Annotated in this window: 22 protein-coding genes and 1 tRNA gene; 22 read left to right on the top strand and 1 reads right to left on the bottom strand. The window is 41.9% G+C overall.

Features of this window, described 5'->3' with window-relative positions; all coding sequences use genetic code 11:
* Positions 1-51: 51 nt before the first annotated feature.
* The 5 genes from DWX65_RS04050 to DWX65_RS04030 all read left to right on the top strand — a co-directional run bounded on the left by DWX65_RS04050 (position 52) and on the right by DWX65_RS04030 (position 3,096).
* Entirely contained in the window at positions 52-708 is a 657-nt protein-coding gene (locus DWX65_RS04050) for a YigZ family protein (protein ID WP_117696681.1), read from the top strand.
* Positions 709-807: 99 nt separating this feature from the next.
* Positions 808-879 (top strand) — tRNA-Gln (locus tag DWX65_RS04045).
* Between the two features lie 192 nt (positions 880-1,071).
* Positions 1,072-1,776, top strand: coding sequence for an acyl-[acyl-carrier-protein] thioesterase (locus tag DWX65_RS04040; RefSeq protein WP_118172845.1), 705 nt, complete (start codon positions 1,072-1,074; stop codon positions 1,774-1,776).
* A gap of 13 nt (positions 1,777-1,789) precedes the next feature.
* Positions 1,790-2,626, top strand: a complete 837-nt coding sequence (locus tag DWX65_RS04035; RefSeq protein WP_118057108.1) for a CvfB family protein — start codon at positions 1,790-1,792, stop codon at positions 2,624-2,626.
* Positions 2,627-2,721: 95 nt separating this feature from the next.
* A complete protein-coding gene (locus tag DWX65_RS04030; RefSeq protein ID WP_117842229.1) occupies positions 2,722-3,096 on the top strand; it encodes a RidA family protein in 375 nt (124 codons plus the stop codon).
* A gap of 125 nt (positions 3,097-3,221) precedes the next feature.
* Here DWX65_RS04030 and DWX65_RS04025 read toward each other — a convergent pair whose 3' ends face one another.
* Positions 3,222-3,416 (bottom strand): YjfB family protein, encoded by a 195-nt coding sequence (locus DWX65_RS04025; protein WP_117842230.1) that lies wholly within the window; start codon positions 3,414-3,416, stop codon positions 3,222-3,224.
* 39 nt (positions 3,417-3,455) lie between these two features.
* On the opposite strand from DWX65_RS04025, the gene trxB reads away from it, so the two are divergent.
* The 17 genes from trxB to DWX65_RS03945 all read left to right on the top strand — a co-directional run bounded on the left by trxB (position 3,456) and on the right by DWX65_RS03945 (position 21,165).
* Entirely contained in the window at positions 3,456-4,460 is a 1,005-nt protein-coding gene (trxB, locus tag DWX65_RS04020) for a thioredoxin-disulfide reductase (RefSeq protein ID WP_118172844.1), read from the top strand.
* Between the two features lie 126 nt (positions 4,461-4,586).
* Positions 4,587-5,828 (top strand): C40 family peptidase, encoded by a 1,242-nt coding sequence (locus DWX65_RS04015; protein ID WP_117696693.1) that lies wholly within the window; start codon positions 4,587-4,589, stop codon positions 5,826-5,828.
* A gap of 399 nt (positions 5,829-6,227) precedes the next feature.
* The gene (locus tag DWX65_RS04010) at positions 6,228-7,223 is read left to right on the top strand and encodes an aldo/keto reductase (RefSeq protein ID WP_118172843.1); all 996 of its coding nucleotides are present in this window, start codon (positions 6,228-6,230) and stop codon (positions 7,221-7,223) included.
* Positions 7,224-7,864: 641 nt separating this feature from the next.
* Positions 7,865-8,536: a WecB/TagA/CpsF family glycosyltransferase gene (locus tag DWX65_RS04005; RefSeq protein WP_118172842.1), complete on the top strand. Its 672-nt coding sequence runs from the start codon at positions 7,865-7,867 to the stop codon at positions 8,534-8,536.
* 9 nt (positions 8,537-8,545) lie between these two features.
* A complete protein-coding gene (locus DWX65_RS04000; RefSeq protein WP_330414739.1) occupies positions 8,546-9,418 on the top strand; it encodes a YitT family protein in 873 nt (290 codons plus the stop codon).
* A 150-nt stretch (positions 9,419-9,568) separates the two neighbouring features.
* On the top strand, positions 9,569-10,657 hold the full coding sequence (locus tag DWX65_RS03995) for a PucR family transcriptional regulator (protein ID WP_117696702.1): 1,089 nt from the start codon (positions 9,569-9,571) through the stop codon (positions 10,655-10,657).
* A 22-nt stretch (positions 10,658-10,679) separates the two neighbouring features.
* Positions 10,680-11,363 (top strand): cell division ATP-binding protein FtsE, encoded by a 684-nt coding sequence (ftsE, locus tag DWX65_RS03990; protein WP_022243561.1) that lies wholly within the window; start codon positions 10,680-10,682, stop codon positions 11,361-11,363.
* Positions 11,353-12,258 (top strand): permease-like cell division protein FtsX, encoded by a 906-nt coding sequence (ftsX, locus tag DWX65_RS03985; protein ID WP_117696706.1) that lies wholly within the window; start codon positions 11,353-11,355, stop codon positions 12,256-12,258. The genes ftsE and ftsX overlap by 11 nt, the downstream gene beginning before the upstream one ends.
* Before the next feature lie 79 nt (positions 12,259-12,337).
* Positions 12,338-13,555, top strand: coding sequence for a murein hydrolase activator EnvC family protein (locus tag DWX65_RS03980; protein ID WP_117842236.1), 1,218 nt, complete (start codon positions 12,338-12,340; stop codon positions 13,553-13,555).
* Between the two features lie 16 nt (positions 13,556-13,571).
* Positions 13,572-14,870 (top strand): S41 family peptidase, encoded by a 1,299-nt coding sequence (locus DWX65_RS03975; RefSeq protein WP_118172840.1) that lies wholly within the window; start codon positions 13,572-13,574, stop codon positions 14,868-14,870.
* A complete protein-coding gene (locus DWX65_RS14940; RefSeq protein ID WP_022243557.1) occupies positions 14,870-15,034 on the top strand; it encodes a hypothetical protein in 165 nt (54 codons plus the stop codon). The genes DWX65_RS03975 and DWX65_RS14940 overlap by 1 nt, the downstream gene beginning before the upstream one ends.
* On the top strand, positions 15,027-15,728 hold the full coding sequence (locus tag DWX65_RS03970) for a DNA alkylation repair protein (RefSeq protein WP_118172839.1): 702 nt from the start codon (positions 15,027-15,029) through the stop codon (positions 15,726-15,728). The genes DWX65_RS14940 and DWX65_RS03970 overlap by 8 nt, the downstream gene beginning before the upstream one ends.
* 243 nt (positions 15,729-15,971) lie before the next feature.
* A protein-coding gene (gene prfB, locus DWX65_RS03965; protein WP_117696719.1) for a peptide chain release factor 2 occupies positions 15,972-17,100 on the top strand; the annotation gives its coding sequence in 2 pieces (ribosomal slippage) (positions 15,972-16,046 and positions 16,048-17,100; 1,128 coding nt in all).
* Between the two features lies 1 nt (position 17,101).
* On the top strand, positions 17,102-17,860 hold the full coding sequence (locus DWX65_RS03960) for a TIM44-like domain-containing protein (protein ID WP_118172838.1): 759 nt from the start codon (positions 17,102-17,104) through the stop codon (positions 17,858-17,860).
* Between the two features lie 36 nt (positions 17,861-17,896).
* Positions 17,897-19,234, top strand: a complete 1,338-nt coding sequence (locus tag DWX65_RS03955; RefSeq protein ID WP_117696725.1) for an SPFH domain-containing protein — start codon at positions 17,897-17,899, stop codon at positions 19,232-19,234.
* 18 nt (positions 19,235-19,252) lie between these two features.
* Entirely contained in the window at positions 19,253-20,347 is a 1,095-nt protein-coding gene (locus DWX65_RS03950) for a TFIIB-type zinc ribbon-containing protein (protein ID WP_117947716.1), read from the top strand.
* On the top strand, positions 20,341-21,165 hold the full coding sequence (locus DWX65_RS03945; protein ID WP_118172837.1) for a TPM domain-containing protein: 825 nt from the start codon (positions 20,341-20,343) through the stop codon (positions 21,163-21,165). The genes DWX65_RS03950 and DWX65_RS03945 overlap by 7 nt, the downstream gene beginning before the upstream one ends.
* Positions 21,166-21,296: the final 131 nt, after the last annotated feature.

Here is a 21,296-nt window from a genome sequence, read left to right as displayed (position 1 = left end):
GGAAATCATGCTACAATAAGGAAACGAAAAAAGAGGCAGGAGCAATGCAATATGTCAGAAGTTTCAAACGGAAAAGTAATATATGAAGGCGGCAGTGGTGAGCTTGAAGAGAAAAAATCGCGGTTTATTGCAAATATTGCACCAGTTACCACAGAAGAGGAAGCGGTAGCATATATCAATACTATGAAGAAAAAATACTGGGATGCAAGACATAACTGCTCCGCATTTATAATAGGAAGAAATCAGGAGCTGACCCGCTGCTCGGATGACGGAGAACCTTCCGGCACAGCAGGCCGTCCGATGTTAGACGTACTTTTACGGGAGGGCATCCGGGATGTAGTGGTAGTAGTAACCCGGTATTTTGGTGGAACACTTCTGGGAACCGGTGGACTGGTGCGTGCTTATCAGGGTGCTGTACAGGAGGGTTTAAAGAATTGTACCATCATTGAAAAGAGACCGGGAAAGCGTCTTAAGATAAGTACGGATTATACAGGACTTGGCAAGATACAGTATCTTCTGGCAGAACAGGGCGTTACGATTATGGATACCGAATATGCAGAAGGTGTGGAACTGGATGCAGCAGTACCGTTAGAACAGTGTCTGGAATTAGAAAAGAAACTTACGGATTCCACCAGTGGAAAGGCAAAGCTGATGTGGGAAGAGACCATTGAATTTGCAGATTTGAACGGTACAATCAAGGTTTTTTGATGACCTGTAAAAACTTTTTGCAAAAAATCGAAAAAAAATCGAAAAAGTGCTTGACGAATGGAATGTTTTCATGTAGAATACCCATTGTTGACACAACAAAGGGCTATCGCCAAACGGTAAGGCAACGGACTCTGACTCCGTCATTTCAAGGTTCGAATCCTTGTAGCCCTGCTCATGAAAACACCACAGCAGCGTGGTGTTTTTTTACTTTACAGGAAATTGCTTTCCTGCAAAGTAAAAACGATCCGCGGGGATGCGCACTGCGGCGTATAAGGTAGATGTCGCAAGCGGCCGCCGCAGGCGCGAGAATGTGCCCAGGCACATTCTTTTTAATAGCCAGGCATTTACAAGGAGGACACATCTATGTATTCCATGAAAAGCAGAGTAAGATATAGTGAAACAGACAGCGGACAGAAGATGACATTTCAGGCATTGACTAATTATCTGCAGGATTGTTGTATATTCCAGTCAGAGGATCTTGGAATTGGCGTGGACTATTTGAAGGAGCATGCACAGGCATGGTTTTTGGCATCCTGGCAGATTGTGGTAGAACGGCTGCCGGTTCTTGGAGAAAAAATAACAGTAAAGACCTGGCCATATAACTTTAAAGGTTTTTATGGTTATCGTAATTTTACCATAGAGGATGCTGAGGGAAAAATCTATGCTTATGCGGATTCCCAGTGGATTTTTATGGATTTAAAGAGGGAAAGACCGGCACGGATTTCTGATAAGATGTTAGAAGAATATCAGATGGAAGAGCCTTTCAAAATGGACTATGCGGACAGAAAGATAAAACTTCCGGAGAAAATGCAGGAAAAGGAAAGCTTTCAGATTCGCCCGGAGCAGATTGATACCAATCATCATGTAAATAATGAACAGTATATTGCCATGGCAAAGAATTATCTGCCTGAGAATTTTAATATCCATAAAATGCGGGCAGAATACCGGAAAGCAGCAGTATTAGGAGACAAGGTATTCCCATTTGTATATGCAGATGATAAAATGTATCTGGTATCACTGGCGGATGAAGAGCAGAAACCATATGCCATTGTAGAATTTGAACAATAGAAAGCAGGAAAATATGAATCTTGGAGAAAAACAGGAACTGACAGCAGTAAAGAAAGTTGAATTTGGAATGTATCTGGCAGAAAATCCGGAGGATGAGACCAGAGTGCTTTTGCCGGCAAAACAGGTGCCGGAGGGACTTTGCATTGGAGATAAAGTAGAAATCTTTTTATACCGGGATTCCAAAGACCGTCTGATTGCAACCACCCATGAACCGAAATTGGTACTGGGAAAGCTTGCAGTGCTTCCGGTATTGGAAGTTGGTAAAATAGGAGCATTTTTAGACTGGGGACTGGAAAAGGATTTATTCCTTCCCTATAAGGAGATGACCCGCAGGGTAAATGCCGGGGATGAAGTCATGGTAACTTTATATATTGATAAGAGCCGCAGACTCTGCGCCAGCATGAAGAATCTTTATGACCTTTTAAGCAAAGATTCTCCATATAAAGCCGGGGATGAAGTAGAAGCAAGAATCTATGAATTCAGTGATAATTTTGGAACCTTTGCAGCGGTGGATGATAAATATTCTGCAATGATTTCCAAGCATGAGGACAGCAGCCATCTTCGGATAGGGGATGTAATTGCTGCCAGAGTAGTCAATGTAAAACCGGATGGCAAGCTGGATATTACCCTTCGGGAAAAAGCTTACCTTCAGATGGACAGCGATGCACAGAAGGTAATGGAAGTGATAGATTCCTATGCCGGCGTACTGCCATTTACAGAAAAGGCATCACCGGAAGTAATCATGAGGGAAACCGGACTCAGCAAGGCAGCATTCAAGCGTGCTGTAGGCAGACTCTATAAGGAGAGAAAGATAACTCTCAGCGAGCATGCAATCCGTAAAAACAGTTAATTTACGCGAGCAGCCAGAAAAACTGCATGTTTGCATGCAGATTTGGCGAGCACCGCGAATAGTTATTATTTAAATAAAGAAAGAAGGAACGAGACATGAAGAAAGTAATCGCAACAGAAAAAGCACCGGCAGCAATCGGACCATATTCACAGGCAATTGAAGTAAATGGAATGGTATATACTTCTGGTATTATTCCCGTTGTACCGGCAACCGGCGAGATTCCGGAAGGCTCTGTAGCACAGGCAAAACAGGCACTGACCAATCTTTCCAATCTTTTAGAAGCAGCAGGCACAAATATGGACAAAGTGGTTAAGACGACGGTGTTCATCAAAGAGATGAATGATTTCGCAGCAATTAATGAGGTTTATAAGACATTCTTTACCACCGATTTCCCGGCAAGAAGCTGCGTAGAAGTAGCACGTCTGCCAAAAGACGTTATGCTTGAAATCGAAGCAATCGCAATCAAATAGCAGGATGTGAATTTCACTATCTGCGTAAAAAAGAGACTGGAAAGTTGTAATCAGGAAGAATCCAGCCTGCAATTTCCAATCTCTTTTTCTGTGATGGCACCTGTAATCTTAGCATGCTGCCCTAATTATACGGAAACATCAAAGTTACCGCCAACGGCAGGATTCACAGATAATTCCATGGCGCGGATCAGACTGTCACTCATACTCTGACTGACATCCAGCTGGTTACTCAGCATTGCAACTCCAATCGCTTCGCTGGTTGGAGTAGAGGCACTGCTGAGTGCGCTTAAAGCAGTATTGTTTAATGCTGCAATATCCATATCAGTCACATCCTTTCTGCTTTGATATGTACTTTCATTATGGCATGGCAGATTAGAAAAAGCAAGGAAACATTCATATATTTTGGAAAAGGTGGTATACTTATCCTACTGAAGAAATGGAGGAGCCACAACATGTATGATGTGATTATAATAGGAAGCGGCCCTGCAGGGCTGTCGGCGGCAATTTATGCAGGAAGAGCAAAATTTGATACACTTATAATAGAAGAAAAGCCAATGAGCGGAGGTCAGATTGTCAATACCAGTGAAGTGGACAACTATCCGGGACTGCCAGGAGTGGGTGGATTTGAACTGGCACAGAAGATGCGGGAGCATGCCCAAAAGAGCGGCGTGACTTTTGTAAAAGAACAGGTCGTATCGGTAGAGGATAAGCAGGAAAAGAAGCTAGTAACAACCAATCAGAACAAGTACGAAGCAAAAGCAGTAATCATTGCATCAGGAGCATCTTACCGGAAGCTTGGGGTACCGGGGGAGGAAAGACTTACCGGTATGGGAGTTTCATATTGTGCTACCTGCGATGGAGCATTTTTCCGGAATCGGACTGTTGCGGTGGCAGGCGGTGGTGATGTCGCGTTAGAGGATGCACTCTTTTTGGCAAGAGGTTGTGAAAAAGTATACCTCATTCACCGGAGAGACAGTTTCCGTGGCGCAAAAGTGTTAGCGGAGCAGGTGCAGACAAATGAAAAAATTGAAATTTTATATGATACCGTAGTAGAGGAAATCTGCGGTGAAGGAATGGTAGAGAAAATCAAAATATTAAATAAGAAGACACAGGAAGAAAAAATGCTTCCGGTAAATGGCATTTTTGTTGCTGTGGGAATGGTGCCGAATACCGTAAAAGTAATACCGCATCTGGCATTGGATGATACAGGATATATCAAAGCCGGAGAGGATGGAAGGAGCAGTGTGCCTGGCATATATGCAGTGGGGGATGTCAGAACCAAACAGCTGCGCCAGGTCGTAACGGCAGTAGCAGATGGCGCCAATGCCATTGCTTCTATGGAAAGTGATGGAATGATTTCGTAAAAGAAAGGAAAGAATGTTGTAAAAAAAAGCGGGAATTTTAGGTTGACATGACAGGTTAGCTGCGCTATAATGACTCTGTAATAAATGTAATAAATTTGTAACAAATCGTTAGGCTTGGAGGTTTTTATGTATAAGAAAGCGTTAAGATTAACAGCCTGCGGACTCGCAAGCGCATTATTAATCACTGGAAGCAATGCAACAACATATGCAGCACCAGTCGCAGGTGTTACTTCAGCAATGGAAGTGGGGGCTTCCAATGACACATTAGTAGCAGGTTTTTCTTTGACATTCAGCAATTATATGGCAAGCAGTGAGCTTGTAGCAAAGGCGAATGTGGCAACTGCACAGAATAATGATACACCTGTTGTTACAGAAGGGGATGCAGCACAGCAGGATACAGCAGAAGAGGCACAGCCGGCAGAAGAAGATCCGTTCGCAAATGTGGCAATTGCACAGGTTGATAACTATGTAAATATCAGAAGCGAAGCATCAGAAGACAGTGAGGTGCTTGGTAAGCTTTATAATAATTCAGCAGCAACCGTCCAGCAGACCGTAGATGGATGGTATCAGATTACTTCTGGCACCGTTACCGGTTATGTTAAGAGTGAATATGTAGTAGTCGGCAATGAAGAGCTGGCCCGTTCCGTCGGACGTCGTGTAGCAACTGTAAATGAAGATGCAGTTACTTTATTTGTGAGAACAGAGCCTTCTACCGATTCTAAGAAACTTGGAATGGTTGCAGGACTGGATGATTTGACAGTTACAGATGAGTCTGTAGATGGATGGGTAAAAGTTTCCATCGAAGAGGGCGAGGGATATGTATCCGCTGATTATGTAACATTATCTACTGAATTCGTTCAGGCAGAATCCAAAGAAGAAGAAGCCGCAAGACTTGCAAAAGAAGAGGCTGAAAGAAAAGCAGCAGAAGAAGCAGCAAAGAAAGCAGCAGAAAAATCTTCTAAGAGCAGCAGCTCATCCTCCAGTACATCTGGTGGTACATCTACATACAATGCACCATCCGGATCTGATGGAGCAGCAGTTGCAAACTTCGCAAGCCAGTTCGTTGGTAATCCATATGTAGCAGGTGGAACAAGCTTAACAAACGGAGCAGACTGTTCCGGATTTGTAATGAGTGTGTATGCACAGTTTGGAGTATCATTACCACATTCTTCAGGAGCAATGAGAGGCTGCGGATATGAAGTTGGTACAGACCAGATGCAGCCGGGCGATATCGTATGCTACAGTGGACATGTTGCAATTTATGTTGGTAACAACACAATCGTACATGCCAGCACACCGTCATCAGGAATCAAATTTACATCACCGATTGACTATAAGCCAGTTCTTTCTGTAAGACGTATTTTCTAGGATGTCCGGATTTGATTTACGCGAGTAGCGAGAAAAATCGCATGCTTGCATGCAGATTTGGCGAGCGCCGCGATAACTCGAGAAACTCGCAAAGCGTGTTTCTTGTAGTTTATGGTAAAATTAAGGATGAAATAATATTGAAAAGGATAAACAGGGACTGTTGCGGTTGCAACAGTCCTTTTTTTGCTTTACAGGAAATTGCTTTCCTGTAAAGTAAAAAACGTTCCGCGAGGATGTACACTGCAGGTAGACATTTGGAAAAAAGCAGATATAAAAATTTGATACGTTATTAAAAGATATTCTATTTTTATCTGGAAAAACTGCAATTATAATAAAATCAGCCAATAAAGTGGCGGAGGCGCATTATTATAGAATGAAAGGAAAGGCAGGTTACCACAGATGGAATATACAGCATCAGAACAAAGATATGAAACCATGAAATACAGAAGAGTAGGAAAGAGCGGATTGTTGTTTCCTGTGTTGTCCCTTGGTTTCTGGCATAATTTTGGAACCAATGATAATTATGAGAACATGAAGGCGATGTGTTTTACGGCATTTGACCATGGAGTCACACAGTTTGACCTGGCAAATAATTATGGCCCGGAATATGGCAGTGCAGAGAGTAATCTTGGCAGAATCATGCGGGAAGAATTGCGTGCCTACCGCGATGAATTATTGATTACAACGAAAGCAGGTTATGATATGTGGCCGGGACCTTATGGGGACCATGGCAGCAGGAAGTATCTGATTGCGAGCTTAGACCAGAGCTTAAAACGTATGGGACTTGAATACGTGGACATTTTTTATCATCACAGAATGGATCCGGATACGCCATTGGAAGAAACCATGCTGGCATTAGACCAGATTGTAAGAAGCGGAAAAGCATTATATGTAGGAATATCCAATTATGATGGCGTGCATATGAAACAGGCAGCTGAAATCTTGGAAGATTTAAAGTGTCCGTTTGTGATAAACCAGAACCGCTATAATATCTTTGACCGTACGGTAGAGAATAATGGCTTGCTAGAAGCTGCAAAAGAGAAGGGGAAAGGTGTGATCGCATTTTCTCCACTTGCACAGGGAATGCTGACAGATAAGTATATCGATGGAATTCCGGAGGACAGCCGGATTAAAAGAGATGGCAGATTCCTTCATGCATCCGACCTTACGGAAACAAGAATGCAGCAGATTAAGAGCCTGAATGAAATTGCAAAGCGCCGTGGACAGACACTGGCACAGATGGCATTAAGCTGGATATTAAAGGATGAGACGGTAGCAAGTGTTCTGATTGGCGCATCCCGTCCGCAGCAGATATTAGATAATTTAAAGATTGTAGATGCACCGGCACTTACCACGGAAGAGTTAGAAGAAATCGAAGCTGTCTGCAGAGCCTGAAGCCTGGACGCAGATGCAGTTTTGGAAAAAAGAATAGAAGGAATTGTTCATACAATTTTCTAATCAAAATAGTTATGTGAACGAATATGATATTATGTAAATATACATATGGGGAAGAGGTACTATTTTGAAAAGTGGAAAAGAAATTCATTTGACGGAAAAGAAGTGTAAATTGCAATCAGACAATTTTGCACTTCTTTTTTGAAAATATACAATATGCACAAAAAAGAAAAGAACGTCGAAAAAAAGTGCTGGAAATCATAAAAAAGTCCCAAAAGTTATCCACATCGAAAAATGTGGAAATATCGAAAAAAAGGAGTTATACACCAAGTTATACACATTATCCACAGAAAAAAGGAGAAAAATATAGGTTTACATAGCAAAAAATAAGAACGGATGTTTTGTGAACAAATGATAAAGTTGATAACTTTTCAAAAAAATACACAAAATCTATTGACATTGCAATATTGAAAAAATCATATAAAATTGTCTGAAAATGTCAGTTTATTTACAAAGGTGTAAAAAGGCAATCTGAGAAAATTATTACAGAAAATTTGCACAATGGTTGAAAAAAACTGGAGCTTTTGCTATACTACTTGCATAAAAGCGCATGGAAATGCACAGAATAAGACAGGTGTAAGATGTTAAAGAAAATCGATATACTGGGAATAGAAGTAGATAATTATACAGTCCGTGAAGCAATGATGCAGGTGGAAAATTATCTGGATAACACGGTAATGAATACCATAGAGACCATAGATATGAAGATGTTAGAACTGGCAGGACAGGATGAAACGGTGCGGGCGTGCATTGAACAGCTGGATCTTGCGGTAATCGGAGAGAAGGAGATTCTGATTGCGGCAGATGTTCATTCCAGCCAGCGGCTCAGTGAGACCATTAATCATGATTTCTTCCGGGAATTCATCAAGCGGATTATCCGTAACCATAAGAGAGTATTTTTGTTGGCAGAAACCATTGCTCAGGAAGAACAGCTGGAGCATTTCCTTGTAGGAAAATACGAACAGATTGAGGTGGCAGGTCATTGTGCGATAGAGGAAAAGTCCAATGACTTTGAAAGTGTGGTAAATGAGATTAACAGTGCCAGTGCAGATGTTATTTTTTCCATTCTGCCGTCTCCGTTACAGGAACAGTTTTTGACAGAAAATAAAAGCAAACTGGATGCTAAAATATGGTATGGGTTGAGCAGTGATTATGCACCGCGTTCCCGTATCAGCAGAATATCCCAGATAGCGGGCAGATTGATTCATAAGAAGAAACTGCAGAGCAAATTACACAAATATAATAAAGATTAAAGGAAACGGATGGTTATGGGTCTGGGATATAAAAGACCGGCCATAGTGGATTATTTGTGTATGACAGCAGGAACCTGCCTTATGGGTATAGCAATTCAGTCCATCTATGACCCGGTAGGAATGGTTGTTGGTGGATTTAGCGGAGTTGCAATTCTCATCAGACAACTGACAGTAAAATGGATTCCCGGAGGAATTCCGTTATGGTTTACGAACCTGGCGTTGAATCTTCCGGTTTTTTTATGCGCATGGAGAAGAAAGGGAAAGAAATTTTTGTGGCGGGCATTATATGGAATGGTAATGCTGTCTTTCTGGCTTCTGGTACTGCCTCACTGGAATATAGCCCAGGATGATTATATGCTGGCAGCTATTTATGGCGGATGCATCTCCGGAGCGGGAATCGGTCTGGTTCTGGTGACGAAGTCCTCTACTGGAGGGACAGATATGGTAGCCACTTTATTACAGCGTTTTCTTAAACAATATACCATTGCACAGATTATGCTGGTGTTAGATGGTATTATTGTGTTAAGCGGAATGTTTTTCTTTGGAGTAAAGCCGGCGTTATATGCTGTGGTGGCAATTTTTATAACAACGGAAGTATCGGATGCAATTATGGAAGGTATCAAATATTCCAAGGCGGCGTATATCATTACGGAAGATGCCGCTGAAGTGGCAGATGCACTGATGCACCGGATGAACCGCGGTGTTACGGCGATTCATGCAAAGGGAATGTATTCCGGAAATGAGAAGGACATACTCTTTTGTGCAGTGCCGAAAAAGGAAATTGTAGAGTTAAAAGAGATAGTAATGGAACTTGACGCGAAAGCTTTTGTAATTGTGACGGATGCCCGGGAAGTGCTGGGAGAAGGTTTTTTGGAATATTAGCATAAAAATATTCACATTTCCTCTTTATTTTTTTGACGTTTTGCATTAAAATAAGATTCAAAGAGTTTTATCTTTCACAAAAGGATGCGGATTTTTTGTGAAAGTTGTCCAGTAACTGGGGCGATATTGATAAGAGAAGGAGAAAAAAGTATGATTTCAAATCAGATACTTCAAAACACAATTGACGGTTTGAAAGGGATTACAAGAGTGGATATGTGCATTATCGATACTGAGGGGAAAGTATTGGCAACCACATTTCCCGATGCAGATAATTATATCAATCCTGCATTGGCATTTGTAGAATCTCCGGCAGACAGTCAGGTGATTCAGGGATGCCAGTTCTTTAAAGTTTTTGATGATCATCAGATAGAATATGTTTTACTGGCAAATGGTGACAGTGATGATGTGTATATGGTGGGAAAAATTGCCGGTTTCCAGATTCAGAATCTTCTGGTAGCATATAAGGAACGGTTTGATAAGGACAACTTTATTAAGAATCTTTTATTGGATAATCTTCTTTTAGTAGATATTTATAACCGTGCGAAGAAGCTTCATATTGAGACGGAAGTACGCCGCGTGGTATATGTTGTAGAAACCAACCGGGAAAAGGACGGAAATGAACTGGAAAAAGTACGCAGTATCTTTGGCGGCAAGTCCAAGGATTTTGTGACAGCGGTAGATGAGAAAAATATCATTGTGGTAAAAGAACTTGCAGAAAATGAGACCTATGAGGATTTGGAGAAAACGGCAGAAGTTATCTTAAATCTGTTCAAGGCAGATGAAGACTGCGAGGCTTATATCGCATATGGTACCGTAGTAAATGAGATTAAGGAAGTATCCCGTTCTTATAAAGAAGCCCGAATGGCATTGGATGTAGGAAAGATATTCTTTGAAGAGAAGAATATTATTGCGTATTCTGCACTGGGAATTGGACGTCTGATTTATCAGCTCCCGATTCCGCTTTGCAAAATGTTTATCAAAGAGATTTTCGATGGAAAATCTCCGGATGATTTTGATGAAGAAACACTTACTACCATCAATAAATTCTTTGAAAACAGCCTGAACGTTTCAGAAACATCCAGACAGTTATACATACACAGAAATACACTGGTATACCGTCTGGATAAACTGCAGAAAAGCACAGGCTTAGACCTTCGGGTATTTGAAGATGCCATTACATTTAAAATTGCGTTAATGGTAGTAAAATACATGAAATATATGGAGACATTGGATTACTAAGCAGTAGTTTTAGGAGGAACACATGATTAAGCTTGAACATGTAAGCAAGTCATATTCGGCAGGAATACCGGCATTAAATGATATCAGTCTTAATATAGAAGAAGGGGAATTTGTCTTTATCGTTGGAAACAGCGGCTCCGGAAAGTCAACACTGATTAAATTATTGTTAAAAGAATTAGAGCCGACCAAAGGGGTTATTACGATTAACAACCGTAATTTAAATGCAATCCGGAGAAAGCAGATACCGAAATATCGTCGTAATGTAGGTGTTGTGTTCCAGGATTTCCGCCTGTTGAAAGACAGAAATGTATATGAGAATGTAGCATTTGCCCAGAAGGTAATAGGTACTCCGGCAAGGCTCATAAGAAGCAGTGTACCGACCATGTTATCTATGGTAGGGCTGGCAGCAAAATATAAATCTTATCCAAAACAGTTGTCCGGTGGAGAACAGCAGCGGGTTGCCATTGCAAGAGCACTGGTAAATCAGCCGAAGATTCTTCTGGCAGATGAGCCGACCGGTAATCTCGATAACCATAATGCATGGGAAATCATGAAGCTCTTAGAGGAGATTAACCAGAAGGGAACGACAGTAGTCGTTGTTACACATAATCTTGAGATTGTCAAGGCAATGAAGAAACGTGTAATCACAATGAAGAAAGGCGTCATTATCAGTGACGAGAAAGGTGATTGCAGCGATGAGGATTAGTTCGTTTTTCTATTCAATAAAACAGGGTATCAAGAATATCTGGCGTAACAAAATGTTTTCAATAGCATCTATTGCGACTATGTGTGCCTGTATCTTTTTGTTTGGTCTTTTTTATTCAATTGTAGAAAACTTTCAGTCAATGGTAAAAGAGGCAGAGGAAGGCGTTGCAGTATCTGTTTTCTTTAATGAAGGAATCTCACAGGAACAGATAGATGAGATTGGCAATAAAATTAGTAAGCGTGTGGAAGTTGCCAGCTATGAATTTATTTCCGCAGATGAAGCGTGGGAAAGATGTAAAGAGACATATTTTGGTGGTTCAGAAGAAGCAGCAGAGGGATTTGCGGAGAATCCACTTGCTAATTCTGCCAGTTATGAAATTTATATGAAAGATGTTTCTATGCAGGATGCGCTGGTTACATATTTAGAGTCCTTAGATGGCGTAAGGGAAGTGCATCATTCTGCAGTGGTGGCAAATACATTGTCTGATTTTAATAAACTGATTGCGTATGTTTCCGGAGGCATTATCTTAATTCTGCTTGCGGTTGCTATCTTCTTGATCAGTAATACCGTTACAGTTGGCATCTCGGTACGAAGAGAAGAGATTGCGATTATGAAGCTGATTGGAGCTACGGATTCTTTTGTGCGGGCACCATTCGTAGTAGAAGGTGTGCTGATTGGACTTCTGGGTTCTGCATTGCCACTGATTCTGCTTTACTTCATGTATGGCAAGATTATAGTCTATGTAGCGGACAAATTCAGCTTTTTGGATAATATTATGAATTTTATTCCGGTTGCAGAACTGTTTCACAGTCTGGTTCCGATTTCACTGCTGTTGGGAGTGGGAATTGGATTTGTTGGCAGCCGGCTGACTATTAAGAAGCATTTGAAAGTATAAGGACAAAGGGTATCGCCTGTGTACTGGGGCAGTCACGGGGATACCCTGTTTTGAATATATAAAAGGTGATGAGAATAAGATGAAGATACGAAGAAAAGTAACAACCGCAATACTGACAGCTGTGATGTTACTTTCTCCGGTGATGGAGATATCTGCCAGCAGCCTGTCTGATGCACAGAAGGAAAAAGAAAATTTAGAGAAGCAGTTAGAGGAGGCCCAAAGTGTCATTGATGGGCTGAAAGATTCCAAGGCTGATATTCAGACGAAGGTAAAGGAATTAGATCAGCAGCTTACAAGCATTTCTCTTGAAATTACCAATACACAGGCACAGTTAGAGGAAAAGAGTGCCGAGATTACAGACACCCAGAGCGAATTAGAGGATGCCCAGGCGGATGTGGCAAGCCAGGCAGAAGCTATGAGCAAAAGGATTCAGTTCATGTATGAAAATAGTGGAAAAATGTCATATCTGGAAGCATTTTTTCAATCCGGCAGTATGGCAGAATTTTTGAATCAGGCAGAATATATCCGGCAGATTTCAGAATATGATAGAGATATGCTGCAGCAGTACAATGACAGTGTACAGACCGTGGCAGATGCCAAGGAACAGTTAGAACAGGAATATACAGAGCTGGAAGAATTAAAGGCACAGGTAGAATCCCAGCAGCAGACTGTGCAGGCTCTGATGGATGCCAAGGAAGACGAACTGGATAAGGTAAAGAGTGACATTACGGTGGCACAGTCGGATGCAGATGCAGTACAGGCAGAGATTGATGCACAGAATGAAATCATTGCGCAGATTCAGGCAGAGGAAGCCAGAAAAAAAGCGGAAGAAGAGAAACGAAGACAGGAAGCAGAGGAAAATGGAACTACTCCGGATACAACTCCCGGAGATGTATACAGTGGCGGGGCTTTTGTATGGCCGTGTCCGAGCAGTACCAGGGTAACCAGTGATTACGGAACGCGATTATCTCCGACCCAGGGAGCATCCTCTAATCATAAGGGACTGGATATTGGGGCAAGCTATGGTGCAAGTATTGTGGCAGCGGCGGATGGAACGGTTTCCTATGCAGGCTATAATAATGGAATGGGCAACTATGTGATGATTAGTCATGGCAGCGGGTTGTATACAGTATATGGGCATGCTTCGGCACTTTTGGTATCCACCGGTGATAAAGTTACAGCGGGACAGACGATAGCCCAGGTAGGAAGTACCGGTATATCTACTGGAAATCATTTACATTTTGGCGTATCCTTAAATGGAAGCTATGTAAGCCCATGGAATTATCTGAGTAAATAGTAAAAGAGGAAGAAAGATGGACGGAATAAGGGAAGAGACAAATTCAGCAGAAGCAATCAGGCAGGAAATAAAGGAAAAGAAAAGAACTTACTGGCGTGGTGCGATTACCGGTGCTGCTTCGGTCATGGCGGTATTGCTGATTGTATTATTGATTGGTATTTACAGTGGTACTGTGGTAATTGGTGGAAAAGGCGTAACAGGAGGCAGCCAGACGGTAGCAGCATCAGATGGTGATCTGCTTTCAAAGGATGTCATCAATAAGCTTGATAATCTGGCAGACCAGATTAATGCAGATTATTATGAAGATGTGGATCAGGAAGACTTGATTAACGGAATGTATAAAGGCTTGTTTGAGGGGATCGGAGACCCATATAGTGAGTATTATACCCCGGAAGAATATGAAGATATTATGATATCTACCCATGCAAATTATTATGGAATCGGAGCAGGACTTACCCAGGATAAGAATACCATGGAAGTATCCGTTACCCATATTTATGATAATTCTCCGGCACAGGAAGCAGGATTAAAAGAAGGCGATAAGATAGTCAAGGTAGATGATATTGAAGCCACTTCTATGGAATTGTCGGAATTGGTAACCAACATCCGTGGCGAAGAGGGAACCACCGTTCATCTGGTAATTGAAAGAGAAGGGGAATCAGAAAATCTGGAATTTGATGTGTCCCGTGCCAAAGTAGATATTCCAACAGTAGCTTATAAAATGTTAGAAAACAATATCGGATATATACAGGTATCTGAATTTGCAGAGAATACACCAACCCAGTTTTCGGATGCAATTACAGATTTACAGGGTCAGGGTATGGAGAAGCTGGTTATTGATTTACGTGATAATGGCGGCGGAATGGTAGTATCCTGTCAGCAGATGTTGGATATGATTCTTCCGGAAGGAACTGTTGTTTATACGGAAGATAAATATGGCAACCGTCAGGATTATACTTCTGATGCAGAGCATTATCTTGATATGCCGATTGCAGTATTAGTCAATGGCAATTCCGCCAGTGCATCCGAGATATTTGCAGGAGCCATCCGGGATTTTGATTATGGAACACTGATTGGAACCACAACCTTTGGAAAAGGCATTGTGCAGAATATCATGCAGTTAAAGGACGGCAGTGCCATTAAGCTTACGGTAGCAAAATATTATACACCAAACGGTGATAACATCCATGGAACTGGAATTACACCGGATGTTGAAATTGAATATGAGTACACCGGAGATACCGAGGGTACTTATGATGAGATGCAGGATAATCAGATATTAAAAGCCATTGAAGTATTGAACGGAGAAGAATAATGAAGATGAATAACGAAGAGAAGAAAAAACTTATCATTCGCTATGTGGTGGCAGTAATTCTTTTGGTAGTTACCATTCTCGTACTTAAGGGGATGTATCAGGATGCGGAAGAGCATGACAATGCACAGAATACAGAAATTACAACAGAGATAAATCATGAGTGAATTAAATGAAAAGATTCGCCAGCAGTTAATGGAATGGGCAGAACCGGATTTTGGCACCTTTTCCGCCGGATTGATTCCGGGGGAAAAACATGTGCTTGGAGTAAGGTTGTCCTTACTTCGTTCTTATGCAAAAGAATTAGCAAAAGGAGACTGGCAGACTTACCTTTCACAGGCCTCGGATGATTCCATGGAAGAGACCATGTTACAGGGCATGACCTTAGGCTATGTGAAAAGTGATTTCACAGGAATCCGTCCGTATCTTGATGCCTTTCTTCCAAAGATTAAGAACTGGTCGGTATGTGACAGCACCTGTGTAAGTTTAAAAATTGCCAGAAAAGAGCCGGAGGCAGTTTTAGAATATTTACTGCCTTATCTTCGCAGTGACGAAGAATTTTTCATCCGGTTTGGCGTTGTGATGTTATTAGATCATTTTATTATGGAAGACTATATTGACCTTGTCTTAGAAGAGATGGATAAGATTCATCAGGATGCCTATTATGTGAAAATGGCAGTAGCGTGGAATTTGTCCGTGTGTTTTGTGAAGTTCCGGGATAAAACACTTTCCTATCTCAGGACAGATCATCTGGATGACTGGACTTACAATAAGACGATACAGAAAATCAGGGAATCCTATCGCGTGACCAAAGAGGATAAGGAAATGCTCTTAAAAATGAAACGGAAAGCAGAAAAATAGACTTTGCAACCAATATTAAGGAAAATATAATTGATTCGAAGCCGGGAAACCACTATAATGTTTATAGTGGTTTTTCTTACTTTACAGGAAATTGCTTTCCTGCAAAGAAAAAACGCTCCGCGGGGATGCGCACTGCGGCGTATAAGGTAGATGTCGCAAGCGACCGCGCAGGCGCGAGAATGTGCCAAGGCACATTCTTTGTTATACAGAAAATCATAAGAATATAAGAAAGTTGGTGATACTGTGGTTGAATTGGACGCATACCGATACAAATTAGGAACCTATAAGGCTCCACTACAGGAAGTGAGGGATTCACTTTGACTTAGCAGATAAGTCAAAAAAAATCGAAGAATTGGAACGGGAGATGGAAGCACCAGATTTCTGGAATGATGCAGAAGTGTCCCAGCAGAAGATGAAGGAGTTAAAAAGCTATAAGGATGACGTGGCAGTCTGTGCACAGCTGGAAGAGAAACTTTCCGACATTGAAACACTGATTGCGATGGGAGATGAAGAGAATGATGTTTCCCTGATTCCGGAAATCGAAGAAGAGATAAAGGAATACGAAGAAGCGTTTGAAAAGATTCGGATCAAAACCCTGTTATCCGGAGAATATGATAAAGACAATGCAATTGTATCCTTACATGCAGGAGCAGGCGGAACAGAATCCTGTGACTGGGCATCCATGCTATACCGTATGTATACAAGATGGGCATCCGATAAAGGATTTGCCATTGAAGTACTGGATTCCTTAGATGGAGATGAAGCAGGAATCAAATCCATTACCTTTCAGGTAAACGGAGAAAATGCTTACGGTTATCTGAAATCAGAAAAAGGCGTACACCGTCTGGTGCGGATTTCACCGTTTAATGCGGCAGGAAAGCGTCAGACCTCCTTTGTATCATGTGATGTGATGCCGGATATTGAAGAAGACATTGATATTGAAGTAAAGGATGAAGATATAAGGATTGATACCTACCGTTCCAGCGGAGCCGGTGGACAGCATATCAATAAGACATCTTCAGCAATCCGGATTACCCATTTTCCGACGGGAATTGTAGTAACCTGCCAGAATGAGCGTTCCCAGCACATGAATAAAGACAAGGCAATGCAGATGTTAAAATCCAAGCTGTATTTATTGAAACAGCAGGAAAATGCAGATAAAGCAGCAGATATCCGTGGCGAAGTCACAGAAATTGGCTGGGGAAATCAGATACGCTCCTACGTATTGCAGCCGTATACTATGGTAAAGGATACCAGAACCGGCGTAGAGACGGGAAATACAGATGCAGTATTAGATGGAGATATTGATATTTTCATTAATGGATATTTAAAGTGGCTGTCACTGGGCTGTCCGGAGAAGATGGGAGAGTAAGATGGAAAAAGTAATCATACCACTGGTCATTATTCTTGTCATTGTGGGAGTGATAGTAGGCGTGGTTTTCTATGTGAAAAATAAAGTAAGAAAATTCTCACAGGATCTCTTTGGAACAGATTCTTTAGTGGAAGGCTGGAAGAAACAGGAAGAGGAACTGTCTGTCACACCATGTTCCGTATCCGGAATGACAAGATTATTAGAACCACAGATACAGCGGGATTTCCCGGAATTTAACTGGGTGCAGTTTAAAAATAAGGCAGAAGATGCATTGAAATTGTCATTGATGGCAATTTCCGCACATAGTATAGGAAGGGCAGAGAGCCTGTCGGAAGCACTTAAAGAAGAAGTGGCAGCAAGAATTGAGCAGAATCAGACAGCAGGTGTAAATGAGGTATATGAACGTATCCGTGTTCATCAGACTGAGATTGCCAGATATGAAAAACAAAAGGGAAAATGCATTATTACACTACAGAGTGCAGTGGAGCATATTCACTATAAAGAAAAAGACGGAAAACTGATTTCCGGTAAAAAAGATTTGTTAGAACAGACCAAGTACAACATGGAACTGATGTATATCCAGGATGAGAGCAAAGTCAGTGCTGATAAAGGGGTAGGACTTACCTGCCCGCACTGCGGTGCTCCGGTTACATCCCTTGGAGCGAAATACTGTGAGTTCTGTGGCAGTGAAGTAATACCAATCAATATGCAGGTTTGGTCTCTGCAGCATTTTTACGAAGTTACATACCAAAAGGTGTAATGAAAATATATAACATAAGAAAACAGGAGGTTTGTTATGGGTTTAATTAAAGCAGTAGCACAGGCAGTTGGAGGAAGTTTTGCAGATCAGTGGTTAGAGGTAATCGAGCCGGATGATATGGGAGATCAGACCGTCTTTACCAGAGGTGTGTTGATTCGCCGTGGACAGAATACAAAGGGAACGGATGATACCGTATCTAATGGTTCCATCATCCATGTATATGATAATCAGTTTATGATGTTAGTAGATGGTGGAAAAATCGTAGACTATACTGCAGAACCGGGATATTACAAAGTAGATAATTCTTCTTTGCCATCCCTGTTTAACGGACAGTTAAAGGATACTTTAAAAGATTCCTTCGCACGTATCAAATTTGGTGGTCAGACACCGGATAAACAGAAGGTATTCTTTATAAATCTTCAGGAAATCAAGGGAATCAAATTCGGAACAAGAAATCCGATTAACTATTTTGATAATTTCTACAATGCAGAATTGTTCCTGCGTGCACACGGAACTTATTCCATTAAGATTGTAGACCCGATTCGTTTCTATGCAGAAGCAATTCCAAGAAACAAAGACAGGGTAGAAATCACAGATATCAATGAACAGTATATCTCTGAATTCTTAGAAGCATTACAGACATCCATCAATCAGTTATCTGCAGATGGTGTCCGCATTTCCTATGTATCATCCAAGGGACGCGAGCTGAGTAAATACATGTCAGAAACTCTTGATGAGGAATGGAACCAGATGCGTGGTATGGAGATTCAGGCAGTAGGTATTGCAAGCATCTCTTACGACGAGGAATCCACTAACCTTATCAATCTGCGCAACAAAGGTGCAATGATGGGTAGTGACCCGAATGTAATGCGTGGTATTGCTGTTGGAAATATTACGGAAGGTATCCGTGATGCAGGTTCTAATGCAGCAGGTGCAATGACCGGATTTATGGGTGTTGGAATGGGAATGAATGCATTCAACAGCAGCATGGACAGCTTAAATCAGATGACTGCAGGCATGCAGCAGAATCAGCAGATGAATAATGGAGCACAGATGGCAGGCGGAGTAGCAGGCGTGCAGCAGGCAGCACCGGCTCAACAGGCAGCTCCGGCACAGCAGGCAGCAGCACCGGCAGGCAATGAGTGGACCTGTGAATGCGGAACAACAAATACCGGAAAATTCTGCTGTAACTGTGGAAAACCGGCTCCTGCACCGGCAGTAAAGTCAGACTGGACCTGTGAGTGCGGAGCAGTAAATACTGGAAAATTCTGTACTAACTGCGGAAAACCGGCTCCGGCAGCAGACTGGACCTGCGAATGTGGAACAGTAAATACCGGAAAATTCTGCAGCAATTGTGGAAAACAGAGACCATAATGGGGGAAGGAGCACTGCATGTCAGTAATTAGTTTTAAGTGCCCGAATTGTGATGGCGAACTGATTTTTGACCCTGCTTCCGGCGCATATAAATGCGAATATTGTGGTTCGAAATTTACACAGGAAGAACTGGATGCCATGAAGCCGGCGGAGGAACAGGAAAAGCCTGCCGGCAGCATGGATGGAAGTCAGGCTTCTGAGAATACAGATGGAACACAGGAAGAGAAGAAGACAGAGGAAGAAGCAGTCATTTATACCTGCCCAAGCTGTGGCGCACAGATTGTAACAGATGCAACCACAGCGGCAACCTTCTGCTATTATTGCCACAATCCGGTAGTGCTTTCCGGAAGATTATCCGGAAATTATATGCCGAATAAGGTAATTCCGTTTGCAATTGACCGTAAAGAAGCAGAAAAACGTTTTATGGAATATGTAGGCAGGAAAAAGTTTGTTCCAAAGGCATTTTTCAATAAGAAACAAATTGATAAATTATCTGGTGTATACTTCCCATTCTGGATTTATGATACCAGGATGAATGGTAATCTTTCGGCAGAGGCAACCCGTGTCCGGGTATGGCGTTCCGGAGATGAAGAATATACCGAGACAAAATTCTATGAAGTAGAACGTGGCGGAGATGTATCTCTTTCCAATCTGGAATTGAATGCATTACAGAAAGCCAACAAAGAGCTGGTAGAGGGTGTACTGCCATATCAGTTTGACAAGATGAAGGATTTCTCCATGGGGTATCTTTCCGGCTTCCAGGCAGAGAAGCGTGATATTGAAAAAGAAGGCGTAGCAGAGGAAGCTAGACGAGAGACAAAGGATTATGCAACCAGGCTCTTGCGGGAAAGCGTATCCGGCTACGACGGTGTGAAGGTACATAACTGCGGATTTTCTAATGGCAGTGAGAACTGGAATTATGTGCTTCTTCCAATCTGGACCATCACCTATCGTGCCAATAATGGCAAGATGTATTACTATTCCATGAATGGACAGACCGGAAAAGTATGTGGAGAACTTCCGGTAGATTATAAGAAGCTGACTCTGGTTAGTGGAATCATATCAGCAGCAGTGCTGGTACTTGGATTGTTAGGAGGGCTGCTGATATGGTAAAGAAAAAGATAATCGTACCATTACTGCTTTTATGCAGTATGTTATTTGCTGTTCCTGTTATGGCATCAGAGCCAAAAGCAGACTTCGTCTATGATGACGCAGAGCTTTTTACCCAGAGTGAAGCAGATTCCATCAGTGAAAAAATCAGCGATTTTTCCAGTGAGACCGGCTGGGAAATCTATGCATTTACCACAGAGGATGCGCAGGGGTATACTTCCCAGGAGTATGGAGAGAATACCTTTGACCAGTATGCCACCGGCATGGATGGCGTTGCTTTTGTCATTGACATGGATAACCGTGAAATCGCAGTGGTTCATTTTGGAGAAGCAAACCGCTATTATACGGATGAAAGAGTAGAAAGTATTCTGGATGAAGGCTTCAATTATATGGGAGATGCAGAGTATGCAGATGCCATGGAGGCAATGATTGATGAGGCAGAATATTATTACGGACAGGGCGTGCCAATCGGTCAGTATAATTACGATGAAGAAACCGGGGAGTATGATTACTACGAGAAAAATACGCTGACCTGGTTTGAAATCCTGATTACCTTACTGGTGGCATTAGGCATCGGTGGTGCATTCTGTGGAATCACCATTGGAAAATATCGCCTGCATTTTGATAAGTACAAATATGATTACCACAAGAACAGCCATGTAAATCTTACAAACCGTACTGACCGCTTTGTAAATCAGGTAGTAACCCATCGTCATATCCAGAGGGAATCTTCTGGTGGAGGCGGAAGCAGTTCCGGCAGAACAACAGTACATACCGGAGCAGGAGGACGAAGCACCGGAGGCGGAAGCCGTAAATTCTAAGAGCTTTCGGATAAGGAAAGCAAATATAAAAATTCGTCAATTTACCCATATGGAATCCGAAAAAGGTTCCATATGGGTACTTTTGTATAAAAAAGAGAAATTTACTTGTAATGGCTGTATATATGTGCTAT

This window comes from Roseburia sp. AF20-18LB (assembly GCF_003461185.1).
GTDB classification, from domain to species: Bacteria; Bacillota; Clostridia; order Lachnospirales; family Lachnospiraceae; genus Roseburia_C; species Roseburia_C amylophila.
The sequence above is the reverse complement of the archived record's forward strand: the minus strand, read 5'-3'. Positions and strand labels throughout refer to the sequence as shown.

Excerpts from the sequence above, each read along its gene's own strand:
- DWX65_RS04025 (WP_117842230.1), bottom strand. The coding sequence starts at position 3,416 with ATGGATATTGCAGCATTAAACAATACTGCTTTAAGCGCACTCAGCAGT.
- DWX65_RS03980 (WP_117842236.1), top strand. The coding sequence starts at position 12,338 with ATGAAGATACGAAGAAAAGTAACAACCGCAATACTGACAGCTGTGATG.
- DWX65_RS04000 (WP_330414739.1), top strand. The coding sequence starts at position 8,546 with ATGGTTATGGGTCTGGGATATAAAAGACCGGCCATAGTGGATTATTTG.
- DWX65_RS03975 (WP_118172840.1), top strand. The coding sequence starts at position 13,572 with ATGGACGGAATAAGGGAAGAGACAAATTCAGCAGAAGCAATCAGGCAG.
- DWX65_RS03970 (WP_118172839.1), top strand. The coding sequence starts at position 15,027 with ATGAGTGAATTAAATGAAAAGATTCGCCAGCAGTTAATGGAATGGGCA.
- DWX65_RS03945 (WP_118172837.1), top strand. The coding sequence starts at position 20,341 with ATGGTAAAGAAAAAGATAATCGTACCATTACTGCTTTTATGCAGTATG.
- ftsX (WP_117696706.1), top strand. The coding sequence starts at position 11,353 with ATGAGGATTAGTTCGTTTTTCTATTCAATAAAACAGGGTATCAAGAAT.
- DWX65_RS04050 (WP_117696681.1), top strand. The coding sequence starts at position 52 with ATGTCAGAAGTTTCAAACGGAAAAGTAATATATGAAGGCGGCAGTGGT.
- DWX65_RS03960 (WP_118172838.1), top strand. The coding sequence starts at position 17,102 with ATGGAAAAAGTAATCATACCACTGGTCATTATTCTTGTCATTGTGGGA.
- DWX65_RS04005 (WP_118172842.1), top strand. The coding sequence starts at position 7,865 with ATGTTAAAGAAAATCGATATACTGGGAATAGAAGTAGATAATTATACA.
- DWX65_RS04035 (WP_118057108.1), top strand. The coding sequence starts at position 1,790 with ATGAATCTTGGAGAAAAACAGGAACTGACAGCAGTAAAGAAAGTTGAA.
- DWX65_RS04030 (WP_117842229.1), top strand. The coding sequence starts at position 2,722 with ATGAAGAAAGTAATCGCAACAGAAAAAGCACCGGCAGCAATCGGACCA.
- DWX65_RS04040 (WP_118172845.1), top strand. The coding sequence starts at position 1,072 with ATGTATTCCATGAAAAGCAGAGTAAGATATAGTGAAACAGACAGCGGA.
- DWX65_RS03950 (WP_117947716.1), top strand. The coding sequence starts at position 19,253 with ATGTCAGTAATTAGTTTTAAGTGCCCGAATTGTGATGGCGAACTGATT.
- DWX65_RS04015 (WP_117696693.1), top strand. The coding sequence starts at position 4,587 with ATGTATAAGAAAGCGTTAAGATTAACAGCCTGCGGACTCGCAAGCGCA.
- DWX65_RS14940 (WP_022243557.1), top strand. The coding sequence starts at position 14,870 with ATGAAGATGAATAACGAAGAGAAGAAAAAACTTATCATTCGCTATGTG.
- DWX65_RS03955 (WP_117696725.1), top strand. The coding sequence starts at position 17,897 with ATGGGTTTAATTAAAGCAGTAGCACAGGCAGTTGGAGGAAGTTTTGCA.
- DWX65_RS04010 (WP_118172843.1), top strand. The coding sequence starts at position 6,228 with ATGGAATATACAGCATCAGAACAAAGATATGAAACCATGAAATACAGA.
- DWX65_RS03995 (WP_117696702.1), top strand. The coding sequence starts at position 9,569 with ATGATTTCAAATCAGATACTTCAAAACACAATTGACGGTTTGAAAGGG.
- ftsE (WP_022243561.1), top strand. The coding sequence starts at position 10,680 with ATGATTAAGCTTGAACATGTAAGCAAGTCATATTCGGCAGGAATACCG.
- trxB (WP_118172844.1), top strand. The coding sequence starts at position 3,456 with ATGGCATGGCAGATTAGAAAAAGCAAGGAAACATTCATATATTTTGGA.